This window comes from Arthrobacter sp. B0316-1-20, assembly GCF_059091865.1.
Map to the genome: position 1 here is coordinate 244,936 of NZ_JBNHHC010000002.1, position 22,968 is coordinate 267,903.

At 65.2% G+C, this 22,968-nt stretch carries 20 protein-coding genes; 15 read left to right on the forward strand and 5 right to left on the reverse strand.

Annotation, left to right across the window (positions count from 1 at the left end; translation table 11 throughout):
- The first annotated feature begins 10 nt into the window (after positions 1 to 10).
- From AC5RW2_RS04125 to AC5RW2_RS04155, 7 genes are all read left to right on the forward strand, one after another.
- Positions 11 to 3,628: a DNA polymerase III subunit alpha gene (locus AC5RW2_RS04125; RefSeq protein ID WP_493962149.1), complete on the forward strand. Its 3,618-nt coding sequence runs from the start codon at positions 11 to 13 to the stop codon at positions 3,626 to 3,628.
- A gap of 114 nt (positions 3,629 to 3,742) precedes the next feature.
- Entirely contained in the window at positions 3,743 to 5,284 is a 1,542-nt protein-coding gene (locus AC5RW2_RS04130; protein ID WP_493962148.1) for an HNH endonuclease signature motif containing protein, read from the forward strand.
- A 488-nt stretch (positions 5,285 to 5,772) separates the two neighbouring features.
- Complete coding sequence (gene thrS, locus AC5RW2_RS04135; RefSeq protein ID WP_493962147.1) at positions 5,773 to 7,785, forward strand: threonine--tRNA ligase; 2,013 nt, start codon at positions 5,773 to 5,775, stop codon at positions 7,783 to 7,785.
- A 2-nt stretch (positions 7,786 to 7,787) separates the two neighbouring features.
- Positions 7,788 to 8,369 (forward strand): HIT family protein, encoded by a 582-nt coding sequence (locus AC5RW2_RS04140; RefSeq protein WP_493940731.1) that lies wholly within the window; start codon positions 7,788 to 7,790, stop codon positions 8,367 to 8,369.
- 7 nt (positions 8,370 to 8,376) lie between these two features.
- On the forward strand, positions 8,377 to 8,988 hold the full coding sequence (gene pgsA, locus AC5RW2_RS04145) for a phosphatidylinositol phosphate synthase (protein ID WP_493962146.1): 612 nt from the start codon (positions 8,377 to 8,379) through the stop codon (positions 8,986 to 8,988).
- 165 nt (positions 8,989 to 9,153) lie between these two features.
- Positions 9,154 to 10,068, forward strand: coding sequence for a pyridoxal 5'-phosphate synthase lyase subunit PdxS (pdxS, locus tag AC5RW2_RS04150; RefSeq protein WP_493962145.1), 915 nt, complete (start codon positions 9,154 to 9,156; stop codon positions 10,066 to 10,068).
- A gap of 271 nt (positions 10,069 to 10,339) precedes the next feature.
- Entirely contained in the window at positions 10,340 to 11,704 is a 1,365-nt protein-coding gene (locus AC5RW2_RS04155) for a hypothetical protein (RefSeq protein ID WP_493962144.1), read from the forward strand.
- Positions 11,705 to 11,806: 102 nt separating this feature from the next.
- On the opposite strand, the gene AC5RW2_RS04160 is transcribed toward AC5RW2_RS04155, so the two are convergent.
- The 3 genes from AC5RW2_RS04160 to AC5RW2_RS04170 all read right to left on the reverse strand — a co-directional run bounded on the left by AC5RW2_RS04160 (position 11,807) and on the right by AC5RW2_RS04170 (position 13,163).
- A complete protein-coding gene (locus AC5RW2_RS04160) occupies positions 11,807 to 12,139 on the reverse strand; it encodes an SHOCT domain-containing protein (RefSeq protein ID WP_493950595.1) in 333 nt (110 codons plus the stop codon).
- Between the two features lie 13 nt (positions 12,140 to 12,152).
- On the reverse strand, positions 12,153 to 12,632 hold the full coding sequence (locus tag AC5RW2_RS04165) for a DUF6325 family protein (protein WP_493962143.1): 480 nt from the start codon (positions 12,630 to 12,632) through the stop codon (positions 12,153 to 12,155).
- A gap of 81 nt (positions 12,633 to 12,713) precedes the next feature.
- Positions 12,714 to 13,163, reverse strand: a complete 450-nt coding sequence (locus tag AC5RW2_RS04170) for a DUF7144 family membrane protein (protein ID WP_493962142.1) — start codon at positions 13,161 to 13,163, stop codon at positions 12,714 to 12,716.
- 187 nt (positions 13,164 to 13,350) lie between these two features.
- Here AC5RW2_RS04170 and AC5RW2_RS04175 point away from each other — a divergent pair, with 187 nt between their 5' ends.
- Complete coding sequence (locus AC5RW2_RS04175) at positions 13,351 to 14,751, forward strand: MFS transporter (RefSeq protein WP_493950592.1); 1,401 nt, start codon at positions 13,351 to 13,353, stop codon at positions 14,749 to 14,751.
- A 95-nt stretch (positions 14,752 to 14,846) separates the two neighbouring features.
- Complete coding sequence (locus tag AC5RW2_RS04180) at positions 14,847 to 16,142, forward strand: CapA family protein (RefSeq protein WP_493962141.1); 1,296 nt, start codon at positions 14,847 to 14,849, stop codon at positions 16,140 to 16,142.
- Between the two features lie 31 nt (positions 16,143 to 16,173).
- On the opposite strand, the gene AC5RW2_RS04185 is transcribed toward AC5RW2_RS04180, so the two are convergent.
- The gene (locus AC5RW2_RS04185; protein ID WP_493962140.1) at positions 16,174 to 16,896 is read right to left on the reverse strand and encodes a type 1 glutamine amidotransferase; all 723 of its coding nucleotides are present in this window, start codon (positions 16,894 to 16,896) and stop codon (positions 16,174 to 16,176) included.
- Entirely contained in the window at positions 16,896 to 18,206 is a 1,311-nt protein-coding gene (locus AC5RW2_RS04190) for a Mur ligase family protein (protein ID WP_493962139.1), read from the reverse strand. Before AC5RW2_RS04190 ends, AC5RW2_RS04185 begins: the two co-directional genes overlap by 1 nt.
- 159 nt (positions 18,207 to 18,365) lie before the next feature.
- Between AC5RW2_RS04190 and pdxT the strand changes: the two genes are divergently transcribed.
- From pdxT to yajC, 6 genes are all read left to right on the forward strand, one after another.
- Positions 18,366 to 19,055, forward strand: coding sequence for a pyridoxal 5'-phosphate synthase glutaminase subunit PdxT (gene pdxT, locus AC5RW2_RS04195; RefSeq protein ID WP_493962294.1), 690 nt, complete (start codon positions 18,366 to 18,368; stop codon positions 19,053 to 19,055).
- Between the two features lie 2 nt (positions 19,056 to 19,057).
- On the forward strand, positions 19,058 to 19,813 hold the full coding sequence (locus AC5RW2_RS04200) for a YebC/PmpR family DNA-binding transcriptional regulator (RefSeq protein WP_493962138.1): 756 nt from the start codon (positions 19,058 to 19,060) through the stop codon (positions 19,811 to 19,813).
- A gap of 26 nt (positions 19,814 to 19,839) precedes the next feature.
- Complete coding sequence (gene ruvC, locus AC5RW2_RS04205) at positions 19,840 to 20,400, forward strand: crossover junction endodeoxyribonuclease RuvC (RefSeq protein ID WP_493962137.1); 561 nt, start codon at positions 19,840 to 19,842, stop codon at positions 20,398 to 20,400.
- 167 nt (positions 20,401 to 20,567) lie between these two features.
- Positions 20,568 to 21,203, forward strand: coding sequence for a Holliday junction branch migration protein RuvA (gene ruvA, locus AC5RW2_RS04210; RefSeq protein ID WP_493950587.1), 636 nt, complete (start codon positions 20,568 to 20,570; stop codon positions 21,201 to 21,203).
- 1 nt (position 21,204) lies between these two features.
- Positions 21,205 to 22,290: a Holliday junction branch migration DNA helicase RuvB gene (ruvB, locus tag AC5RW2_RS04215; RefSeq protein ID WP_493962136.1), complete on the forward strand. Its 1,086-nt coding sequence runs from the start codon at positions 21,205 to 21,207 to the stop codon at positions 22,288 to 22,290.
- Positions 22,291 to 22,430: 140 nt separating this feature from the next.
- A complete protein-coding gene (yajC, locus tag AC5RW2_RS04220) occupies positions 22,431 to 22,877 on the forward strand; it encodes a preprotein translocase subunit YajC (protein ID WP_493950585.1) in 447 nt (148 codons plus the stop codon).
- Positions 22,878 to 22,968 lie beyond the last annotated feature (91 nt).

Here is a 22,968-nt window from a genome sequence, read left to right on the forward strand (position 1 = left end):
GGAATGACCAATGAGCTTTACCCATCTGCATGTATCCACGGCGTTCAGCGCCCACTACGGTGTCTCCTGGCCTGATGAGTTGGCCGAAGCAGCCGCTTCCTTCGGAGCGGACGCTTTGGCCTGCACAGACCGGGATGGACTCTACGGAACGGTCAAGCACCTCAAGGCCTGCCTGGCAGCGGGGATTGATCCGATAGTCGGCGTGGACCTGGCAGTCCAGGACGACGGCGGCCGGGACACCGGGCGCGTTGTGGTGCTGGCGCATGGCGGGAACCAGGGCAGCGGCTACCATGCGCTCTGCCGCCTGATCTCGGCAGCTCATCACGGTACGGCCGGCAGCGGGCGGGGGAGCAGGCACCGGACGCCAGGGGTGACGCTGGAACAGCTCGCCCGGCATGCCGGCATTCCGGACGGCGGGCCGGCCTTAACGGTGCTGTTGGGTCCGATGTCCGGGGTCGGTCAGGCGCTGCGCCGCCGCAGCTATGCCGAAGCGCGGCGGCTGGCCGGACTCTGGCGTACCGTGCTGCCAGCCGGATCGCTGGCAATGGAAATCGTTTCCCACCTCAGCGCCCCCGGCGAGAACCTGAGTACCGCCCATGCCGTACGGATGCTCAACCTCGCCGGGGAACTGAAGATTCCAGCAGTACTGACCAATGCGGTGCGCTACTGCGAAGAGGACGGCGCAGCCACCGCAGATGTACTGGACTCGGCTAGGGCTTTGACCGCCTTGTCCAAACTGCCTGACTTGCAGCCCAGTGCCCAGGGCTGGCTGAAATCCCCTGCCCAGATGCAGGCGCTGGCCCGGGAAATCGTTCAGGCAGCCGGTGGCGGAAGCCGGGACGTGCACCGACTGCTGTCCATGACGGAAGCCGTGGCGGACCGGTGCCGGATGGACCCTTACCAGGACATGGGCTTCAAACATCCCGTGGTCCCGGAAGCCTCGGTCATAGGGATCGACGGGGAACCAATGACCGAACTGCTGCAGCGCTGTGAAACCGGCATCACCGAACGGTTTGGCGGAATTTCCGGACGGGCAGAACAGGAGCTGCGGGACCGGTTGGCGCATGAGCTGGGCATCATTTCCCGGCTGGGTTTCGCGTCCTACTTCCTGACAGTGGCCGAAGTATCGCGAATGATTACCGGCATGGGCGTGCGGGCTTCGGCGCGAGGCTCCGGTGCCTCCAGCCTGGTGAACTATCTGCTCTACATCAGCCACGTCAACCCGCTGGACCACGGGCTGATCTTCGAACGCTTCCTCTCCCAGGACCGCTCCACCCTGCCGGACATAGACATTGATGTGGAAAGCGCAGAGCGGCACAACGTTTACCAGAAGATCTTCGACCGATTCGGCAGCGAGCGGGTCACTCTGATGAGCATGCAAAACGGCTACCGGGCCCGCGGCGCGGTCCGCGACGCCGGCCTGGCACTTGGCCTGCCGGAGGATGAGATCTCCGGTATCGCCAAACAGCTTTGGCGGTTCTCCGCGCGCAAATTCCGTGAAGCGATGGCTGAGAAGCCGGAGCTGCGCGCGTTTTCGGCCCAGGTGGAGCAGAACCAGCAACTGGATCTGCTGGTGGACCTGACCGAACGGCTGGACCGGCTGCCCCGGCATATCTCCATGCATCCTTGCGGGGTGATCCTGGGCGACACCTCGTTGCTGGACCGTACCCCCACCCAGCCCAGCGGACTGGGACTGCCAATGAGCCAGTTCGATAAACACGATATGGATCCAATGGGCATGCTCAAACTGGACGTGTTGGGTGTGCGGATGCAGAGCTCGATGGCTTACGCGCTCGCCGAAATCGCCCGCATCCATCCAAACAAGGAAGCGGTAACTGCAGCCGGAAAGCACCCGGTGGACGAGGACGGGGAAGGGCCCGGCTACATTGCCGCGAACGGGACAATCAACTTGGAACAGGTACCGCTGGACGACGAACCGACCTACGAACTGATCCGCAGCACCCACACTCTGGGGTGCTTCCAGATTGAATCGCCGGGCCAACGCGAACTGGTGGGCAAGATGGCTCCGCGGGACTTCAACGACCTGATCATCGATATTTCGCTGTTCCGGCCCGGTCCCATGCAATCGGACATGGTCCGCCCGTTCCTGGAGCAGCGCCATGGTTGGGCTCCGGAGCGATTTCCTCACCCGGATCTGATCCCGGTTTTGAAGGAAACCCACGGCGTGACCGTCTTCCATGAACAAGTCCTGCGGACCTTCGATGTCTTCACCGGATGCGGGCTGGCCAAGGCCGACGAATTCCGTCGACTGCTGGGCAATGAGGAAGCCGAGCCCGCAGTGGAGGATTATTTCCGCAAAGCTTCGCTGGACCGGGGATATCCGCCGGATGTCGTGGATACGGTTTGGACTACCTTGAAGTCCTTTGGCAGCTTCGGCTTCTGCAAAGCCCACGGTGCCGCTTTCGCGGTCCCCACCTACCAGACTGCGTGGTTGAAAGCCCACCATCCTGAGGCGTTCCTCGCCGGGCTCTGGGAGCATGACCCGGGGATGTATCCGCGGCGCCTGCTGGTGGCGGAGGCGCGGCGGCTCGGCATCCCGATCCTGCCGCTGGACATCAACCGCAGCACTGACCGCTACCGGGTGGAACGTGTTTCTTCCGGTACAGGAGAAAAGCTGGGCATCCGGCTCAGCCTTGCCGGCATCTACGGGCTCTCAGCTGCCGAACTCCAGCGCATTGTCGCCGGACAGCCGTACGGATCATTGGCCGACCTGCGGGCCAGGGGCAAGGTCGGCAAACCCGCGCTGAAACGCCTGGCCCAGCTGGGAGCCTTCGACGAACTGAACCGGGCAACCGGCCAACGCGGCGGACGCGCTGCCAGCCGGACGGATCTGGTTTATCACCTGGACCAGCCAGCCGCACGCCCGGTGCCCAAACGCTACCAACCCACCGAAGGCCAACTGTCCCTGCCGCTGGGGGACCTGGAACTGCGCAACCTGGTCCCGGTCTTCCCAGAACCGACGGCGGTAGACATGGTGCGCACCGAACTGGACTTGCTCTCGATCGACGCCAGCTCCCACTTGATGGAAAGCTACGCGCCGCTGCTGGCAAAACTAGGTGTCACCCCGGCCAAGGACCTGCTGGGCCTGCGCAACGGAAGCGAGGTGATGGTGGCCGGTATCCGGGTCGCCACCCAAACCCCGCCCATGCGCGGCGGCCGCCGGGTGGTTTTCATCAGCGTGGACGACGGTACCGGCTGCGTAGACGCCACCTTCTTCCAGGAGGCACAGGAACGCTCCGGCCCGCTGCTGTTCGGGACCGAGCTGCTGCTCATCCGTGGACTCACCCGCCGGACCGGCCCCAAAGGAATCGGGTTGCAGGCGCTTGAGGCCTGGGACCTGTCCAACGCTGCCAGTCTGCCGCTACCGGGAAACGCCGTCCGTCCCGAACCGCCGCACGTTCGGACCCCTGCCACATCGCCTGCGGCGTCCCCTGCCGCTCCGCCGGCGGCATCCCCTGCCGCTCTGCCGGCGGCATCCCATGCCGCTCCCGGTGCCGGACCACTGGGTACCGCCGAGCTCGCCCGCCGCATGGCCGAGGAGGGCCTGGACCACCGCCTCCCGGCCGAACCCTGGCTGGCCGGAAGCCGTTCGTCCCGGGTTAGGTGACGGCGCGCACTGCCTCGGGCGAGCACCTCTACACAGGCGTCCCTGTGCGGCCCCTTGCCCACATCGGTGTTTCCACTTCTCCTGCTGCTTTCGAGTCCTTCATAGGCTTGATACATGGCGATCGAGGCAGTGGATGTAGCAACGGAAGCAGGGCAAGATGATTCCGCTCTGCTGGCCCGGCTACGCGCCGAGCTCGCGGATTTCAATGACCGTCTTCGGGCACATGGACTGACCCGCAGCACCAAATATGTGGCGCAAACGGCAGCGCAGGCTGAGGAGCTGGCCAATACGGCTGCCCAGACTCAGCTCATCCTGGCCCTGCTGGTCAAGGAGCAGAACATCGCTGCCGTCGGAGAAACCGACAAGCCCCACAATCCAGACGACCCAAACCTGCAAAAGCGCGGAGCCTTTAAGTCGAATGAAGACTACCTCCGGGCGAAACTCGGCATCGGGCGGCAGGAAGCTGCACGCCGGTTCCAGCTCGCCGAGGCCACCGAGCCGCGGCAAGCCCGTGAAGGCAAACCGAGCGCACCGCCACGCTTGCCCGTGCTCGCACGGGCCTTGGACGAAGGGCAGGTATCCAGCCAAGCCGCAAACCTGATCCGCAAGGCTGTCGACGGTATGCGCCGGGTGGCCGACCCGGACCGGCTGCGTCAAATGGAAGAGGCGCTGGTCAAGCATGCCTCGGAATACGACGCCGATTCGCTGCGGCTGCTGATCCGGCAGTGGGAAGGCGGCCTCGACCCTGCCGGAGCGGACCCGACTGCGGCCGAGCTGAAGGCACGCCAGGGCTTGTTTTACCGGGGCCGGCGCAACGGGCTGCACTGCTACGAGATCAACGCCACCGATGAGCAGAACGAGGTCTTGGCAACGGTCTACAACACGGCCACCAATCCCCGGCTGCGGGACGGGACAGCCACGGCTGGCACTGTCGGGTTCGACGGGACCGGCACGCCCGCTGCCGCCCCTGCCACCAGCGGCGACGCTTCAGGCGAGGACGTTGCCGCCGCCGAACCCGGCCAAGAGCTGGACGGGCGCACCCGGCAGCAGAAGCAACTGGACGGGCTTATCGGTGCCTGCAAGGTTGCGCTGACCACGGATCTGTTGCCGGCAGCCGGCGGACGCCGTCCCCAGTTGCTGGCCACCATCGACTACAAGGATCTGGCCTCCGACCTCGGCCGCCCGGGAGCCAGTACTTTCTCCGGACCGCTGAGCGCGAAGACCATCCGCCGGATAGCCTGCGATGCGGACATCATCCCGGTGGTCCTTGCCGGTATGGGCGTGATTCTGGACGTCGGCCAGTCACAGCGGCTGTTCCCGAAGTACATGCGGCTGGCGATCATCGCCAGGGACGGCGGCTGTGCCTTCCCCGGCTGCACCGCCCCATCGCCCTGGACGGAGGTGCACCACATCCGGTGGTTTGAAAAGGGCGGCCCAACATCCACCGACAACGGCGTGATGCTGTGCAGTCACCACCACCACCTCATCCACGAAGGAGACTGGCGGATCGAGGTCATCAATGGCGTCGCCTGGTTCTTCCCGCCGCCCGACATGGATCCGGCGCAAAAACCACTACGCAATCACGTCTGGCTCAAGGACGCCCAACTGCCCGAACGACCTCCCGAGCCGGCCCTGCTGGGCACCAACTCCGGGTAGCCCGGCGGTCCCACAACCGTTACAAAGTCCGCCGTTCATGAGGCAAATGCCCCGATTCCCTCGGTTCACACCGCCAATCCGCCGCGGGCGCCACAGCAGGAAGAACTCGAGATGGGGCTGGGGCGCACAGCCGAAACCACCAGCGCGGGCAGGAATTCCAGCCCTTTTGACGGTTGGCCAGCGCAGCCGCAGAATCCGCCGTTCTGACCGGAACGCCGAACGGAGTGGCGGAGGCCCCCGCGGCAAGGGTGAAGGGACCCCGCCGCGGGGTGAGCCGGCTCGTGGTTCGGTTCTGCAGGGTCCGCCGTTCAGAGCCTGTCTGCGCAGACCAAGGCGATCATCCACGGCCCCGGTTCAGCGGTGGTCACGCCGGATCGGGCCGCGCCGATGTTGGTCCGGCAACTCGTCAGCGGATACGATCGTAGAGGCTTGCAGCGCCCACGTATGTCGCTGCAGTAACGGCCGTAGCCAACAATTAGGAGACCTCTGTGTCAGCGCCCCAGAACATCACCCTCATCGTCGACGGCGAAGAGAACCAGGTGACCGAGGGCACGACGGGAGCCGACCTTTACGGCACCCGGCGGGAGGTCGTCGTCGTACGCGTGGACGGCGAGCTGAAGGACCTGGACCAGCCCATCCCGGCCGGCGCCAAAGTGGAGGCCGTGACCATCGATTCGCCCGACGGGCTGAACGTGCTGCGCCATTCCACTGCACACGTGATGGCCCAGGCTGTGCAGCAGTTGCGCAAGGACTCCAAACTTGGCATCGGTCCGTACATCACAGACGGTTTCTACTTCGATTTCGACGTCGATGAGCCCTTCACGCCTGAGGATCTGAAGCAGCTGGAAAAGATGATGCTCAAGATCGTCAATTCCAACCAGCGCTTCGTCCGCCGCGCCGTTTCCGAGACCGAGGCCTTGGCGGAAATGGCCGGCGAGCCGTACAAGGAAGAGCTCATCGGGCTCAAAGGCCACTCCGATGAGGCCGGCGAAGGCGCCAGCATCGAAGTTGGCTCCGGCGAGCTGACCATCTACGACAACGTGGACGCCAAGAGCGGCGAAGTGGTCTGGAAGGATCTCTGCCGCGGCCCGCACTTGCCGAACACCAAGCTAATCTCCAACGCCTATGCGTTGACCCGTTCGGCCGCAGCGTACTGGCGCGGCAACGAGAAGAACAAGCAGCTGCAGCGCATCTACGGCACCGCGTGGCCCACCAAGGACGACCTGAAGGCCTACCAGGAGCGGCTGGCGGAGGCCGAGCGCCGCGACCACCGCCGGCTGGGCGCCGAACTGGACCTGTTCTCCTTCCCGGACGAACTGGGTTCCGGCCTGCCCGTTTTCCACCCCAAGGGCGGCATTGTCCGTAAGGCGATGGAAGACTACTCGCGGCAGCGTCACACCGAGGCCGGCTACGAATTCGTCTATACCCCGCACATCACCAAGAGCAACCTGTATGAGGTGTCCGGACACCTGGATTGGTACCGGGACGGCATGTTCCCTCCGATGCACGTGGACGAGACCCGGGACCCGGAGACCGGCGAGGTCGTCAAGCCCGGCCAGGACTACTACCTGAAGCCGATGAACTGCCCGATGCACAACCTGATCTTCCGCTCGCGCGGACGGTCCTACCGTGAACTGCCGCTGAGGATGTTCGAGTTCGGTTCGGTTTACCGGTACGAGAAGTCCGGCGTGATCCACGGTCTGACCCGGGTGCGCGGCATGACGCAGGACGACGCGCATATTTACTGCACCCGCGAGCAGATGAAGGACGAGCTGACCACCACGCTGAACTTCGTGCTGGACCTGCTCAAGGACTATGGGCTGGACGACTTCTTCCTGGAACTGTCCACCAAGGATCCCGAAAAGTTCGTCGGCTCCGACGAGGTTTGGGACGAAGCCACCCGCACCTTGGCCGAGGTGGCCGAAGCATCCGGTCTGGAACTGGTGCCGGATCCGGGCGGAGCCGCCTTCTATGGGCCGAAGATCTCGGTCCAGGCGCGGGACGCGATCGGCCGGACCTGGCAGATGTCCACCATCCAGCTGGACTTCAACCTGCCGGAACGGTTCGAGCTGGAGTACCAGGCCGCCGACGGTTCCCGGCAGCGGCCGGTTATGATCCACCGTGCGCTGTTCGGATCGGTGGAGCGGTTTATGGGCCTGCTGATTGAGCACTACGCCGGGGCGTTCCCGGCTTGGCTCGCTCCAGTCCAGGTGGTTGGCATTCCGGTGGCGGAGACCTTTAACGACTACATGCTGGAGATCGTGGCCAAGCTGCAGGCCCAGGGCATCCGGGCTGAGGCGGATCTGGGTTCCGACCGCTTTCCGAAGAAAATCCGCACCGCCAGCAAGGACAAGATACCGTTCGTGCTGATCGCCGGCGGCGAGGATGCCGAAGCCGGAGCGGTTTCCTTCCGCTTCCGCGACGGCAGCCAGGACAATGGCATTCCGGTCGATGAGGCAGTAGCGCGGATCGTCCAGGCCGTCGCCAGGCGCGGCAACTGACGATGGCCGGGACGACCAGGGAAGCCATGATGGGCCGGGCGGATGATGAGGCAACGGACAGTTTCGAGCTGCCCGGCGTCCCGGATGCCTTCCAGCGGCTCTGGACGCCGCACCGGATGGCCTACGTCAAGGGCGGCCAGGGGCAGTTCAAGAACAAGGACGAGTGTCCGTTCTGCGTGGCGCCGGCCCGGCCGGACGAGGAATCGCTGATCGTCCACCGCGGCGAGACCGCTTACGTGGTGCTGAACCTGTTTCCGTACAATCCCGGCCACTTGCTGGTCTGCCCATACCGCCATGTGCCCGACTACACGGACATCACCCCGGCGGAGACCGCGGAGTTCGCCGAGCTGACCCAGACGGCCATGCGCGTGCTGCGGAAGGTGGCGAACCCCAGCGGCTTCAACCTGGGCATGAACCAGGGTGAAGCCGGCGGAGCGGGCGTCGCTGCGCACCTGCACCAGCATGTGGTGCCGCGGTGGGGCGGTGACGGGAATTTCTTCCCGATCATCGCGCAGACCAAAGCCATCACCCAGACCCTGGACGAGGTCCGCAAGCAGGTAGCCGACGCCTGGCCTGCACGGTAACGCGGCGATGCTGAACAAGTACGCGCGCGGATTCTTCGGCAAGCTCTTCACCCCGCTGGCCCGCGTCCTGATCCGGATGGGCGTCTCGCCCGACGCCGTCACGATCATCGGCACGCTCGGGGTTTGCGCCGGGGCGCTGGTGTTCTACCCGCTGGGGGAGTTGTTTTGGGGCACGGTATTTATCACTGCGTTCGTTTTCTCCGACATGGTGGACGGCCTGATGGCCCGCATGTTGGAGCGCAGCAGCCGCTGGGGCAGCTTCCTGGACTCCACCCTTGACCGGCTGGCCGACGGCGCGGTGTTCGCCGGTGTGGCCATTTGGTTCTTTACCGGGGGAGAGAACCCGGCGATCGCGGTCTCCGCGCTCGTGTGCCTGTTGCTGGGCTCCCTGGTCTCCTACGCCCGAGCCAAGGCCGAGTCGCTCGGCTGCACCGCCGCCGTCGGCTTCGCCGAACGATCCGAGCGCCTGGTGGCCGTCCTGGTCTTCACCGGCCTGACCGGGCTGGGCCTGCCGGAAGTGGTTCTGCTGGTGGTCCTGGTGCTGCTGGCTGCAGCCAGCCTGTTGACCGTGATTCAGCGGATGATGACCGTTTACCGACAGACCCGGCTGACCGCCTGATCGGTTGACCGCCCGGTCTGCCGGAGGACGCAGGGAGGCGGCATGACGACGGGAGGTGAGCGGCCGCCGTCGGGCGTTGACGAAGGTTACGTCACCGGTGAGCCGGTTCACTGGCCCGGACGTATGATGAGATGTACGCTTTCGACCGACTCCTAGGGGCTTTTAGTGTCCAGCAGTGAAGCAACCTCAACTCACGCCCCCGTGACCGGCAGCAGCCGGGTAAAGCGGGGCATGGCCGAGATGTTGAAGGGCGGCGTCATCATGGACGTCGTAACGCCCGAACAGGCCCGCATCGCCGAAGACGCCGGTGCCGTGGCCGTGATGGCCCTTGAGCGGGTTCCGGCGGATATCCGCGCGCAGGGCGGCGTGTCCCGGATGAGCGATCCGGACATGGTGGACGGCATCATCGAAGCCGTCTCCATCCCGGTCATGGCCAAGGCCCGCATCGGCCACTTCGTCGAGGCGCAGGTGCTGCAGTCGCTCGGTGTGGACTACATCGACGAGTCCGAGGTGTTGACCCCGGCCGACTACACCAACCACATCGACAAGTGGAACTTCACCGTTCCGTTCGTCTGCGGTGCCACCAACCTCGGCGAGGCGCTGCGCCGGATCAACGAAGGCGCCGCGATGATCCGTTCCAAGGGCGAAGCCGGCACCGGCGACGTCTCCAACGCCACCGGCCACATGCGGCAGATCCGCGCCGAGATCAAGCGCCTGTCCGCGATGCCCGAAGACGAGCTGTACGTGGCAGCCAAGGAACTGCAGGCCCCTTACGAACTGGTCAAGGAAATCGCCCAGACCGGCAAGCTGCCGGTGGTGCTGTTCACCGCTGGCGGCATCGCCACTCCGGCCGACGCCGCGATGATGATGCAATTGGGCGCCGACGGCGTGTTCGTTGGCTCCGGCATCTTCAAATCCGGCAATCCTGCCGAGCGCGCCGCCGCGATTGTCAAGGCCACCACCTTCCACGACGATCCGGATGTCATTGCCAAGGTCTCCCGCGGCCTGGGCGAAGCAATGGTCGGCATCAACGTGGACGAAATCCCGCAGCCGCACCGCCTCGCCGAGCGCGGCTGGTAAGAACTAACGACGACGAACGCCCGGTCCCGCACGAAGGTGCGGTACCGGGCGTTTGGCGTTGCCGCCCGTCACGGGCCGCCTGCGGTCCAGCACCGCAATCCGGCGCAGAGTGAAGCCGTTCGCCGAGCGTTCAGCGATCGTTTCATCTGTGCACTTTCATCCTCCGCAGATGATGAACCTGCTCTCCTCCCAGCGGGAGACTGAAGTCGACGGATGAGTCCCGAGGCAATAGCGCCCGCCGGAACGACAGTGCGCCTGAACGGAGCCAGTGATGACGGATCCAGAAATGACCGACGCCGGGGAACTGCAACGGCTGCGGGCCCGGGTGGCCGAACTCGAGGCCGAACGGGCCCAAGCGCCAGACCGCGCCGCTGGACCTGCTGCCGAAAGACACCGTTGGAGATCAATCGGCTCATCAGTGCTGCTCACGCTGGCGTGTGTGCTCGCTCCGATCTCGGTGGTGGGCGTCTGGGCGGGCAGCGTGGTGTCAGACACCGACCGCTATGTTGAAACGGTCAGCCCACTCATCAACGACCCATCCGTGCAGGCGGACCTGACCGATGCGGTAACTAAGGCCATCTTCAACCACGTGGATCTGAAGGCCGTCACCAGCGAAGCGCTCGGCGCGGTTTCCGACTTAGGGCTGCCGCCGCGGGCCCAAGCCGCTCTGCTAGCCTTGCAGCAGCCGATGATTTCGGGCATCGAAAATTTTGTACACAGCCGCGTGCAGCAAACGATCAGCGATCCGCGATTCGACACTGTATGGGATCGTGCAAACGAGATCGCGCACGAGAACCTGATTAAGCTGCTGGAGGGCAACCAGGGCGGCGCGATCAGCGCCCAGAGTGACACGATCTCGGTCAACCTCGGGCCGATCGTCGCGCAGGTGAAGGAGCGCCTCTTGGCCGATGGATTCGGCCTGGCACAGAACATCCCCAACGTTGATGTCTCCTACGACTTGGTGCAGTCGGACGCCGTCTCCAAAGCACAGAGCGCCTACCGCGTATTGAACGCACTCAGCATCTGGCTGCCAATCATCACCGGAATCTTGTTCGTCGGGGGAGTGCTGGCCGCGCGTCATCGCGCCCGTGCTCTGATGTGGGGAGCACTCGGCATCGTGGCGGCGATGCTTGCACTGGGGATTGCCCTCGCGGTGGCCCGCATTGCCTACCTTCAGGCGCTGCCGGGCGTGGTGCTGTCGCACGATTCGGCCGGGATGGTCTTCGACACCCTGGTGCGCTTCCTGCGGGACTCGCTGCGCCTCACCGCGGTGATCGCGCTGGTGGTGGCGATAGCTGCGTACTTCACCGGGACCTCGGCCTCAGCCGTTCGGGCACGCGCCTCCGCGTCGAGGGGGATCGCCCGGCTGCGCGGGTCGGCTGAGCATGCAGGCATGCGCACTGGCGGGGCGGGAACCTGGATTTACCGGTACAAGCGGCTGCTCTGGGTGGCCACCGTGATCGTGGGTGGTCTGGTGCTCGTGTTCTGGTCAGAGCCAACCATCGGCGTCGTCATCACCATCACCATCATCGTTGTGGTCGTGATCGCGCTGATTGAGTTCATCGGAAGTCCGCCAGCCGAACCGCAGGCCTACTCCGAGCCCTCCGACGAATTGCCGGTTCCTCCGAACCCGTGACGGTTCCTGCTAACCGTGACGGCGGACGACGAACGCTGTCGTGCCCTGCCGACTGGGGGCCAGCAGGGCACGATTTGGGTGGTGGCTGGGTCAGCCGGCTCTTCAGCCAGCCAGGATTTTTGCTTTCTGCGCCTCAAACTCCGCCTCGGACAGCACGCCCTGCGCTTTCAGCTCGCCCAAGGTCTTGAGCCGCTCCAAGGGGTCAGCGGCCGGGGCAGCCGCTTGGGCCGCCGCGGTCTCGTAGTCAGGTTGCGCATACTGCTGAGGTTGCGCGTACCCCTGCTGCGGTTGCTGCTGTTCGTACCCCTGCTGCGCGTACTGCTGCTGGTCCTTGGCGTCCCAGCGCGCTTGTTGGCGTCGCTGCACGCGGCCGCTCACCGCCGTCGCTGTGCCGGCGACTACCGCCGTGCGTGCTACTCCTCGTAACAGTCCCATGTCCGGTTCCTCCTCAGACCGTTGAATCGGATTCAATCGCGTCCAGCGCGGCCATGACATCCTCAGCAGGGATCCGGGCACTCGCGATGACGTCTCCGCCGGCCTCGCGTGCTGCGGCAATAAAAGGAATAGCCCACAGATTCTCGTAGACGATGAGCGCCGCTACGGTACCAGGTTCCATCGCCGAAGCTGCTTCGGCGATTTCATCGTCGCCTAAGAGGCCCGAACGAACCGAGGCAAGGGATGCGAACCCTTCCAAACCCTCGCTCACGTCTTCTGTCATCTCGACGCCGACGGTGGAACCGTCCGCGTCTTTACTAATGATCATGAGGTCGTAGACCCAGACCACCTTCCGATTGATCAAGTCCATCAGGGCAGCAACGGTGGCGCCGCTGCCCGTCTTCTCCACTGGAAACTCGATCAACAGGAAGTCGATTGGGCCGTGCACTTCTGTTGTTGCCACGAACATCACCCTTGCAATCTGATTGGCCATCCAGGACCCGCCCAGAGTAGTTTTCCCTTCGCGTCCGAGGCATCACCCCGGCCGCATGATCTTTTCTCCCGTCCAGCGGGTTCAGGACTGTGTGGCTTCCCGCAGGTCGCGCCCGTGGGCCATGACGGCCCAAATGATGACCACGTCGAGGACGATGATGATCACGCCCCACAGCGGGTAATACGGCAGCCACATGAAGTTGAGGATCGCGCTCAGCGACGCCAGTACCACTGCCAGAATGCGCGCCCACATAGCGCCCCGGAACAGGAATATCCCGCCGAGCACCAAGAGCACACCGCCGAGCAGGTGGATCCAGCCCCACGAGGTCAGGTCGAATTTGTAGATGTATTCCTCGCCGGCCACGTAAATCTGATCGTTGAACAGCGCAGAAAGTGCCTGGATAAGGTGAAAAGCGCCGGCCACTATCATGATGATCCCGGCGAAGAGGATCGTCCCCGCGGCGGCAACGTTGTACTCCCCGCCGACGGATCGCCCCGGACCAGTGGTCTGCCCCGCTGAACCGCTTGCCATGGTGGTCCTCCCTCATGCGGTGCGCCGGTGGCGACTCGGATGTCACCGGAGACTCGGCCCACCTCCAGTAAGTCTTCTCGGGCCCGGGGCGAGTTTCCTCATCCTTTCTGGGTGATCCTGATTGCCCTCGTCCGCCGTAATTTGGGCGCTAACGGCAGTACTTTTCAGGCGATGACGGGATACCAACATGACTGAGCAGACAGCCCGTACGCAGGCGCGGGGAGTGTTGCTCCCACTCGCGCTCGCGCAGTTCATCTGCAGCTTCGCCGGCTCGAACATGAACGTGATGATCAATGACATGAGCAAGGATCTCAACACCACGGTGCAGGGAATCCAGGTCGCAATCACCATCTTCCTGCTGGTCATGGCCGCGCTGATGATCCCTGGTGGCAAGCTCACCGACCGCTACGGTCGCAAGCGACTGTTCCTTCTCGGGCTCATCGTCTACGGCGTCGGCGCGCTCATCAGTGCAATCGCGCCCGGTCTCCCCGTGCTGATCCTGGGCAACTCAATCTTCGAGGGCATCGGCACCGCGCTCCTCATCCCGCCGGTCTACATTCTGACGACCATGCTGTTCCACGATCTGGGCTCCCGGGCCAAAGCGTTCGGCGCGATCAGCGCCGCGGGAGGCATCGGATCCGCGGCCGGCCCGCTGATCGGTGGCCTGATCACGTCGGCAATCAGTTGGCGAGCAGCATTCGTCTTCCAAGCCCTCATTATCGTCGTGATCGCGCTGCTCAGCCGGAGCCTCAAAGATCCCGTTCCTGCGGATCCGACGCGTGAGTTCGATGTGCGGGGAGCGGTCCTCTCTGCCGGGGGGCTCATCCTCATCGTGATGGGAATTTTGGCCGCAGATAACAGCCTCTGGTTGATGCTCGTCCTGATTGGCGCCGGCGCGCTGGTACTGGTGGGCTTCTTCATGTCGGTGCGGGCGAAGGAGCGCTCTGGGCACGAACCCCTGCTGTCGCTGAGCCTGTTCCGCAATCGCACGTCTAATCTTGGGTTGATCACGCAAAACGCGCAGTGGCTGATGCTGCTGGGATTCTCCTTCGTTGTCGCCAGCTTCTTGCAGGTGGTGCGCGGCTACAATGCCATCGAGACCGGTGTGATCTTCACCGCCGCGACGATCGGCCTGCTGGCGTCGTCGTTGGCGGCCGGGCCACTGTCGAAGAAGTTTGCTCAGCGGAACCTCATTATCGCTGGCTTTGCGCTGACCATCGTTGGCATATTGCTTGAGCTCCTGATCGTGCGGGGCACACAGTCCGCCTGGGCATTCGCGCCCGGTTTGCTGCTCACCGGGCTGGGCGTCGGTTTGATGCTCACCCCCTCGGTGAACGTGGTGCAATCTAGTTTCTCGGAGTCCAAGCAGGGCGAGATTTCAGGGCTGTCCCGAAGCGTTTCGAATTTGGGCTCCTCACTCGGCACGGCGATCGCGGGCACCATACTCGTGGCCGGTATCGCCTCCACCCCCGGCCAAAACTATGCAATCTCGACGATCGTTCTGGCTGCTGTGGGACTCATCGGCCTAGCCGCGGCGGTGTTCATCCCCCGAAAGATCCCGTCGCCGGTCGAAGAACCGATGAGCTGACCCGGCCATTCCATCACTCGCCAGAGGAATTCGGCCCGGACCAGCGGTCGGCGCGGGCCACGATACCGCGGGCCAGGAAGGCGGCTGCCCTGGCGGTGGCGGCCCTGCTCATGGCCGGCTACACCAGCGGGCAGGACGGCGCGGGCCCGGACCACGGCGGCCTGGCGGGAACGGAACCCGCAACGGAGTTGGCCGGGCCGAGCGCGGAGGGGAGCGGTACCGAGGGGAACGGCACTCAGGGCCGCGGCGCCGCGGGGGAGGCACCGCCGTCGTTGTCCTCCACAACGGACCCGGCCCCGGAACAGAAGCAGACAGCCGGCGAGGGCCCGGGCTGTCCGGCCAGAAGCTGCGCCACCGTGGCGATGACCGGCGATCTGCTGCTGCATGAAGCGCTCTGGGCGCAGGCGGCCGCAGATGCCCGGCGGACCGGTAACGGGAGCCTGGATTTCGAACCCATCCTGGCCGCGCAGCAGCAATATCTGGACACCGCCGACCTTGCGATCTGTCAGTTGGAAACGCCGCTGGCAGGCGAAGATGGCCCGTATTCCGGCTACCCGGCGTTCAATGCGCCGCCGCAGATCCTCGATGCCGCGACCGCCGTGGGGTACGACGCCTGCACCACCGCCAGCAATCACAGCTTCGACCACGGCACCGCCGGACTGGAACGAACGCTGGCCGCGCTCGACGCCCGCGGCCTGGAGCACACCGGGTCCTATCGCAGTGAAGCCGAGTCCGGCGACGTGCTGATCTTGGATACGCCGGCCGCGCGCGTCGCCGTCATTACCGGCGCGTTCTCGCTGAACGGGCTGGTGCCGGACGCAGCGTGGCAGGTGGACATGCTGGATCCGCAGGCGATGATCGCCAAGGCCAAGCAGGCACGGACAGACGGCGCGGACATTGTGCTGGGCACCATTCATGCCGGCGACGAATACACGAACCATGCCAACTTGCAACAGCAGCAGACCGCCCATGCCCTGGCCGACAGCGGCGAGTTCTCGCTGATTTACGGGCACCACAGCCACTCGGTCCAACCGGTGGAACGCGACAACGGCACGTGGATTGTCTACGGGCTGGGCAACGCAATCGCGGCCCATGCAACGCTCAACATCCTCAACACCGAGGGCCTGATGGTCCGCGCACAATTCGCACAGGATGACGACGGCGGCGCCTGGAAAGTGGCGCGGCTCGACTGGCTGCCTGCCACCTTTGCCGGACCCTGGCATCGCTGGTGTCCCGTGTCGGCCGATGCCTTGGCGGCAGCGGCGGAGTCAGGGCAGTGGTGCGTCTCCAAAGAGGCGGATGCAGCCAGCCGGGACCGGACCAAGGCCACCGTCGAGTCGATGGGCGCAGCCGGGGACGTGGTCCGGGAATGGCTGCTGAGCGGTGACTAGGGACTTGAAGTCCCCTGGTCGCCTGCGTGCCTTAGCGCGGCCGGGCCGCGGCGTCGGTTCTGGCCGCTGCCTCGTGCGGGATGTCCAGCGGCACATCGTTGAAGCTTCCATAGCGCCGCTCGGCCGCGTGCCGGATCAAATAGTCCGCCACGGCAGGGTTCTTGGGCAGCAGGGACCCGTGCAGGTAAGTGGCGATGACGTTGCGGTAGCGGGCGCCTTCGGTGCCGTCCGTGCCGTTGTTGCCGTCGCCCTTGGTGACCCGCCCGAACGGCTGGACGTCGGTGCCGAGCGTGGTCAGGCCGCTATGGTTCTCATACCCGATGATGGTGCCGAACTCGTCGCTTTCAAGCACAGTATTGCCGATCAGCCGGGTGGGACCGCCGATGGTTTCGGCATCCAGCAGTCCGATGCCGGTGATTACTTCGCCGGTGTGGGTGGTGAACCGGTGGCCGAACAGCTGGTAGAGGCCGCACACGGCGAGCATGGGCAGGCCGTCGTCGGCCAGCTCTCGCAGCCTGCCGCCCAGGGCGAGCAGGTCGGCCTGGATTTTGTTCTGGCCCGAGTCCTGGCCGCCGCCGCCCACCACCAGGTCCACCTGCTCAGGAAAGGTGTCCCCGGGGTTGTACTCATGCAGCCGCACGTCGTAGCCGCGCAGGGCCAGCCGCTTGCGGAGAACCAGGACGTTGCCCCAGTCGCCGTAGATGTTCATGTCCCGCGGGTATAGCTGGAGCAGGTCGATCACGGGTGCGTCCATCAGGAGACCACTTCCACTTCGGTCAGTTTGCCCAGCTCGCGGCGCAACGCCAGCATGGCGGTGTAGGTGCAGTAGATGCGCTTGGGCGTATCAGGATCGTCGGCAATGAACCGGTGCAGCGAAGCGTTCAGGTCGGTGTCAACGCGACCTACGGGAACGTCCTCGTAGAACAGTCGCAACCCCATGTCCTGGGCGCGGACACCGCTCACCTCGGCCACGCCCGTGTCGCGCAGCGATTCGAAGTCTACGTCCCAGAGCCAGGACATGTCCCGGCCATCGGCGTAGTTGTCGTTGATCGCGATCATGGTCCGCGATCCCACGGCCGGGAACGACTTCAGCGCGAGCCGGAAGCCGGCCGGGTTCTTGACCAGCACCAGATCCAGCGGCTGCCCGTTGACGGTGAGCGATTCACCGCGCCCGAACGCCGGGGTGACGTTTTCCAGCGAGGCCAGCAGCGCCGGTTCGTCTACGCCGGGACCGAGCACGGTGCGCGCCAGCACCAGCGCCGCGGCGGCGTTGAACACGTTGTAGACGCCGGTCAGCTTCAGCTCCACCTCGATGTCGCGTCCGTCCACTTGGAACGTGGCGGCGGAACCTTCGCAGGCGGCCAGTACGACGTCGGCGCGCGGCCCCTGGGGCTGGCTCCCGTCAGTTCCGGCGGGGGTGGCGCCGGGAATCTCGGCGGCCACGGCGTTGCGCATCTCATCATCGTGCGGGAACATGTGGCGCAATTGCTGGGCCAGGCCAAAGTATTCGACCCGGGGTGCTGTCACCGCGTTGGCCAAGGCCAGGATGCGCGGGTCCTCACGGTTGAGCACCACAGCGTCGGTCGTGGCGGCGGCGATTTGGCGGAGAAATCCCGCGGTCGTCTCAATCTCGCCAAAGCGGTCCAGCTGGTCACGCATGACGTTGAGCAGCAGGCTGTAGCGCGGCTGAACCAGTTTGACGAAGTGCACGGCGTGGGCTTCGTCCAGTTCCAGCACCGCAATGTCCGCGTCCAGCCGGCCGCGGGCGTCCGAATCGCCCAACACCGAAGCCACTACTCCGCGGGTGAAGTTGCTGCCGGTGCGGTTGGTGAACACTTTGAGGCCCTGGCCCTGCAGCAGCTCCACCACCATTTTGGTGGTGGTGGTCTTGCCGTTCGTCCCGCTGATCACGACGACGCCGCGCGGCAGTTTGCCGAGCGTGCGGGGCAGGAACTGCGGATCGATTTTCTCGGCCACGAGGCCCGGCAGTGCGGAGCCGCCGCCGCGGAGCCTGGCTACCGCCTTCACGGCCTTTCCGGCAACGGTCGCAAGGAGGTGTCGCATGAGTAGAGACTATACAAGCCGCCGGCACCAGCGCGGTGACGGTTCCGGCGGAACAGTGGCGTGCCCCACAGCCGCGGCCTGGACGGTCTTACCGCGGTCTAACACTGCAGGACCGGATGGTATTACTGTTTTTCGTACGGCCGCCGCGCGCGCGGCCCGATCCGAATCCGAGGAATCTTCACCGTGGTCACGATTGGTGTGCTTGCCCTGCAGGGCGATGTCCGCGAACACATATCCGCCCTGGAACACAGCGGCGCCGCAGCAATGCCGGTGCGGCGGCCGGACGAACTGGATGCCGTGGATGGCCTGGTCATACCTGGCGGGGAATCGACAACGATCGACAAGCTCACGAGGATCTTCGAACTGGCCGATCCGCTGAAGAAGCGGATCGCGGCCGGCATGCCGGTGTACGGTTCCTGCGCGGGCATGATCATGCTGGCCCAGGAGCTCACGGACCCCGCCACCGACCTCAAGGGCGAGCCGCAGCAGACACTGGGCGGCCTGGACATCACGGTGCGGCGGAACGCCTTCGGCCGGCAACGTGAGTCGTTTGAAACGGATCTGGACTTCCACGGCCTGGAGTTCAGTGCCCCGTCCCCGGACCAGCCTCCCGCGCCCGTACACGCCGTCTTCATTCGTGCGCCGTGGGTGGAACGGGTGGGCGAGGGGGTGGAAGTCCTGGCCACGGTGGAACCTTCAGAAGCGTCCCACACGGGGACTTTGCACGGGACAGCTAGAATTGTGGCAGTGCGTTCGCGGCATCTGCTGGCGACTTCTTTCCACCCGGAAGTGACGGGGGAGCGCCGGATCCACGAACTATTCATCCGCATCGTCAGAGGAGAAGCGTAGGAATGGCCGGACACTCCAAGTGGGCCACGACCAAGCACAAGAAGGCAGTCATTGATGCCCGCCGTGCCAAGTCGTTCGCCAAACTGATCAAGAACATTGAAGTGGCAGCCCGCAACGGCGGCGCAGACGTGGCGGGCAACCCGGCTCTGGAACTGGCCGTGCAGAAGGCCAAGAAGACCTCGGTGCCCAACGACAACATCGACCGCGCCATCAAGCGCGGCGCCGGCCTGACCGGCGAAACCATCGACTACACCGAAATCATCTACGAAGCCCGCGGACCGCAGGGCTCGGCCGTGCTGATCGAGTGCCTGACCGACAACAAGAACCGCGCAGCTTCCGAGGTGCGGCTGGCCATCACCCGCAACGGCGGCACCGTAGCCGACCCCGGCTCGGTCTCCTACATGTTCGCCCGGAAGGGCGTGGTGTCATTGCCCAAGAACGGGCTCACCGAGGACGATCTGCTGGTGGCCGTGCTGGATGCCGGCGCGGAGGAAGTCAAGGACCAAGGCGAGAACTTCGAGGTCCACTCCGATCCCACCGACCTGCGGGCCGTGGTAGCTGGGCTGGAAGAGTCGGGCATCGAGTACGAAACGGATGAAATTGAGTTCGTCTCCTCGATGGCCGTGGAGCTCGACGCCGACGCCGCGCGGAAGTTCCTGAAGCTGGTGGACGCCCTGGAGGACCTGGACGACGTTCAGAATGTCTACTCCAACGCCGATATCAGCCAGGACGTTCTCGCTGAACTCGAGAACGACTGACGCCGGTCGGACGGCCGGGAGCACCCGTGCGCGTACTGGGCGTGGACCCCGGGCTGACCCGGTGCGGCTTGGGCGTGGTCGACGTCGAGCCGAACCGCCGCTCCACCCTCGTGGAAGTGGGCGTGGTGGGAACGACTCCGGACATGCCGCTGGAACTGCGCCTGCTGAAGATCGCCGAAAGCATCGACGAGTGGCTTGATGCGCATGCCCCGGACGTGCTCGCCGTCGAACGCGTCTTCAGCCAGACCAATGTCAGCACCGTGATGGGCACGGCGCAGGCATCCGGCGTGGTGATGGCTGCCGCAGCGCGGCGGGGGATCGTCGTCGCGCTGCACACTCCCACCGAGGTGAAGGCGGCGGTGACCGGCAACGGGCAGGCGGACAAAGCGGCGGTGACCAAGATGGTGACCAGAATTCTCCGGCTGGACACCCCGCCGCGTCCGGCCGATGCCGCGGATGCCCTGGCGTTGGCGATCACCCATGCGTGGCGCGTCGGTGCAACCAAGCCGACCGCGGGCGGCGGCATGACCACCGCCCAGAAGCTCTGGGCGGAAGCCGAAGCGAAGGCCAAGCGCAACCGCCGCTGAGCCGCTTGGGCGTGCGGCCGGGGACTGATGCCCATGGTGTGGCGGTTGCCGGCAATGTCCGCGGCGCCCCGTAAGCTATTCGTAGATATGTTCGGACAATCCTCCCGGGCTTCGGTCCAGGAGGAGGGCTCCGGACCGCAGCCATTGCCGGGATTGGGAGTTGGATCATGATTAGCTCGTTGCGCGGCGTCGTCGCCCATGTGGGGTTGAATTCGGCCGTGATCGACGTCAACGGCTTCGGCATGCTGGTCCAGGCGACGCCGCAGACCCTCGGCACGCTGTTCGTCGGACGCGAAGCCCAGTTGGCCACCACCATGATCGTGCGCGAAGACTCCATGACTCTGTACGGGTTCGAGGACGCGGCGCAGCGGGAAGTGTTCGAAACCCTGATCTCGGTCAGCGGCGTCGGCCCGAGGCTGGGCCTGGCGGCACTGTCGGTACATTCTCCCGAGGCCCTGCGCATTGCCGCCGCAGACGGCGACAATAAGGCCTTTAGCAAGGTACCCGGCATCGGGCCGAAGCTCGCCGGCAGGATCGTGTTGGAACTGGCCGGCAAGCTGGTACCCACCGGCGAGGTGGCTCCGCAGCAGGCGAGCGGTTGGAAAGCGCAGGTGCAGCAGGCGCTCTCAGGTCTGGGCTGGTCGGACAAGGACGCCGCGGCAGCCGTGGACACCACCGCCGACGAAAATCCGGAGGCAGCTGCCGCCGGCCACGTGGGCGACCTGCTGCGGCTGACCTTGCGGCGGCTGGGCCAGGACGGTGCCCGGACCGGCTCGGCCCGGCGCACCGCGGGAGTGAAGTAGCGTGGCCGAGGACGCCGGGGAGGGCCGGCTGGTCTCCACCGGGTCGGAGGCCGAAGAACGAGCAATCGAATCGGCGCTGCGGCCAAAGAACCTGGATGACTTCGTGGGCCAGGCGCGAGTCCGGCAGCAGTTGTCGCTGGTGCTGGAAGCCTCCCGGATCCGCGAGCGGACGGCCGACCACGTGCTGTTGTCCGGTCCGCCCGGGCTGGGCAAGACCACGCTGGCCATGATTATCGCTGCGGAAATGAACTCGCCGCTGCGGATCAGTTCCGGTCCGGCAATCCAGCACGCAGGCGATCTGGCCGCGATCCTGTCCTCGCTGACCGAAGGGGAAATCCTCTTCCTCGATGAGATCCACCGGATGTCCCGTCCGGCGGAGGAAATGCTGTACATGGCGATGGAAGACTTCCGGGTGGACATCGTGGTGGGCAAGGGCGCCGGCGCCACGGCCATCCCGCTTGATCTGCCGCCGTTCACGCTGGTGGGGGCCACCACCCGGGCCGGCTTGCTCCCGGGACCGCTGCGCGACCGCTTCGGGTTCACCGGGCACTTGGAGTTTTACGCCGTCGAAGAGCTGGAACTGGTGCTTCGCCGCTCGGCGATGCTGCTGGACCTGAAGGTCAGTTCCGCAGGGTTCGCCGAGATCGCCGGGCGCTCCCGCGGCACCCCCCGCATCGCCAACCGTTTGCTCCGCCGGGTGCGGGACTGGGCCTTGGTGCACAAGATTGACGAAATCGATTTGCGGGCCGCAGCCGCCGCACTGGACATGTACGAGGTTGACGAGCGCGGTCTGGACCGGCTGGACCGGTCGGTGCTGACCGCGCTGATCACCAAGTTCGGTGGCGGACCGGTGGGGCTGTCCACGCTGGCCATTGCGGTGGGTGAGGAAACGGAGACGGTGGAGACCGTGGCCGAACCGTACTTGGTCCGGGAAGGGCTGCTGGGCCGGACGCCGCGCGGGCGGATTGCCACTGCCGCCGCCTGGCAGCACTTGGGGCTGGCGGTGCCGGATCATCTGGCCGCAGCGCAGACCGGGGACCTGCTCGCGGAACTGCTGCAGCCGGACACGGATTTCGCCGACAACTGAAGTGACCGTGTAAGCGCCGTCACCGCGTAGAATGGTAGGAACGTGCGGAGTGCGCCGTTCCGTGAGGGACCTGGCAGGCTGCGTACACGGTCCGGAATCTCCTGCCGGTCCGCCCCAGACTTCTAGGACGGAATTTTCCTGTGTTCGTAAATCTCCTCGCTGCTACCAATACCCAGCAGCAGTCCGGCGGTGGCATCGATGTGATGACCATCGGGCTGTTCGCCGTTTTCGCGCTGCTGATCTTCTTTATGTTCCGCAAGCAGAAGAAGGTCCAGGCCCAGATGCGCGAAAAGACCGAACGCCTCAAGGAACAGATGGTTCCTGGCACCGAGGTCATGACGCAGTTTGGTCTCTTCGGCACGGTCGTATCCGTCGACGCCGACAACAACAAGGTGGTCCTGGAACTGTCTCCGGGCAACACCGCCACGGTGCACACGCAGGCAGTGAACGAAGTGGTGACGCCGGAAACCCCCGAGGTGCCGGACGATGCCTCATCGCTGACCGCGGAGCAGGCGGACCGGCCGGAGGAGACCGCCGAGGAGACCTTGAAGCGCCTCAACGAACAGCAGAACAAAGACACCAAGTAGGCCAGCGACGGCTTAGCCGCATCGGCATGCAGTGGCGGGGCATGCCCCGCCACTTCGCCGTGTACCGGCCGGTTTCGCCGGCCGCCTGAGC

Bases quoted from the DNA above. Each gene is read 5' to 3' on its own strand.
- AC5RW2_RS04190 (WP_493962139.1), bottom strand. From the start codon at position 18,206: ATGCGACACCTCCTTGCGACCGTTGCCGGAAAGGCCGTGAAGGCGGTA.
- AC5RW2_RS04130 (WP_493962148.1), top strand. From the start codon at position 3,743: ATGGCGATCGAGGCAGTGGATGTAGCAACGGAAGCAGGGCAAGATGAT.
- AC5RW2_RS04175 (WP_493950592.1), top strand. From the start codon at position 13,351: ATGACTGAGCAGACAGCCCGTACGCAGGCGCGGGGAGTGTTGCTCCCA.
- ruvA (WP_493950587.1), top strand. From the start codon at position 20,568: ATGATTAGCTCGTTGCGCGGCGTCGTCGCCCATGTGGGGTTGAATTCG.
- AC5RW2_RS04125 (WP_493962149.1), top strand. From the start codon at position 11: ATGAGCTTTACCCATCTGCATGTATCCACGGCGTTCAGCGCCCACTAC.
- AC5RW2_RS04140 (WP_493940731.1), top strand. From the start codon at position 7,788: ATGGCCGGGACGACCAGGGAAGCCATGATGGGCCGGGCGGATGATGAG.
- AC5RW2_RS04170 (WP_493962142.1), bottom strand. From the start codon at position 13,163: ATGGCAAGCGGTTCAGCGGGGCAGACCACTGGTCCGGGGCGATCCGTC.
- AC5RW2_RS04155 (WP_493962144.1), top strand. From the start codon at position 10,340: ATGACGGATCCAGAAATGACCGACGCCGGGGAACTGCAACGGCTGCGG.
- pgsA (WP_493962146.1), top strand. From the start codon at position 8,377: ATGCTGAACAAGTACGCGCGCGGATTCTTCGGCAAGCTCTTCACCCCG.
- AC5RW2_RS04200 (WP_493962138.1), top strand. From the start codon at position 19,058: ATGGCCGGACACTCCAAGTGGGCCACGACCAAGCACAAGAAGGCAGTC.
- AC5RW2_RS04165 (WP_493962143.1), bottom strand. From the start codon at position 12,632: ATGGCCAATCAGATTGCAAGGGTGATGTTCGTGGCAACAACAGAAGTG.
- AC5RW2_RS04185 (WP_493962140.1), bottom strand. From the start codon at position 16,896: ATGGACGCACCCGTGATCGACCTGCTCCAGCTATACCCGCGGGACATG.
- AC5RW2_RS04160 (WP_493950595.1), bottom strand. From the start codon at position 12,139: ATGGGACTGTTACGAGGAGTAGCACGCACGGCGGTAGTCGCCGGCACA.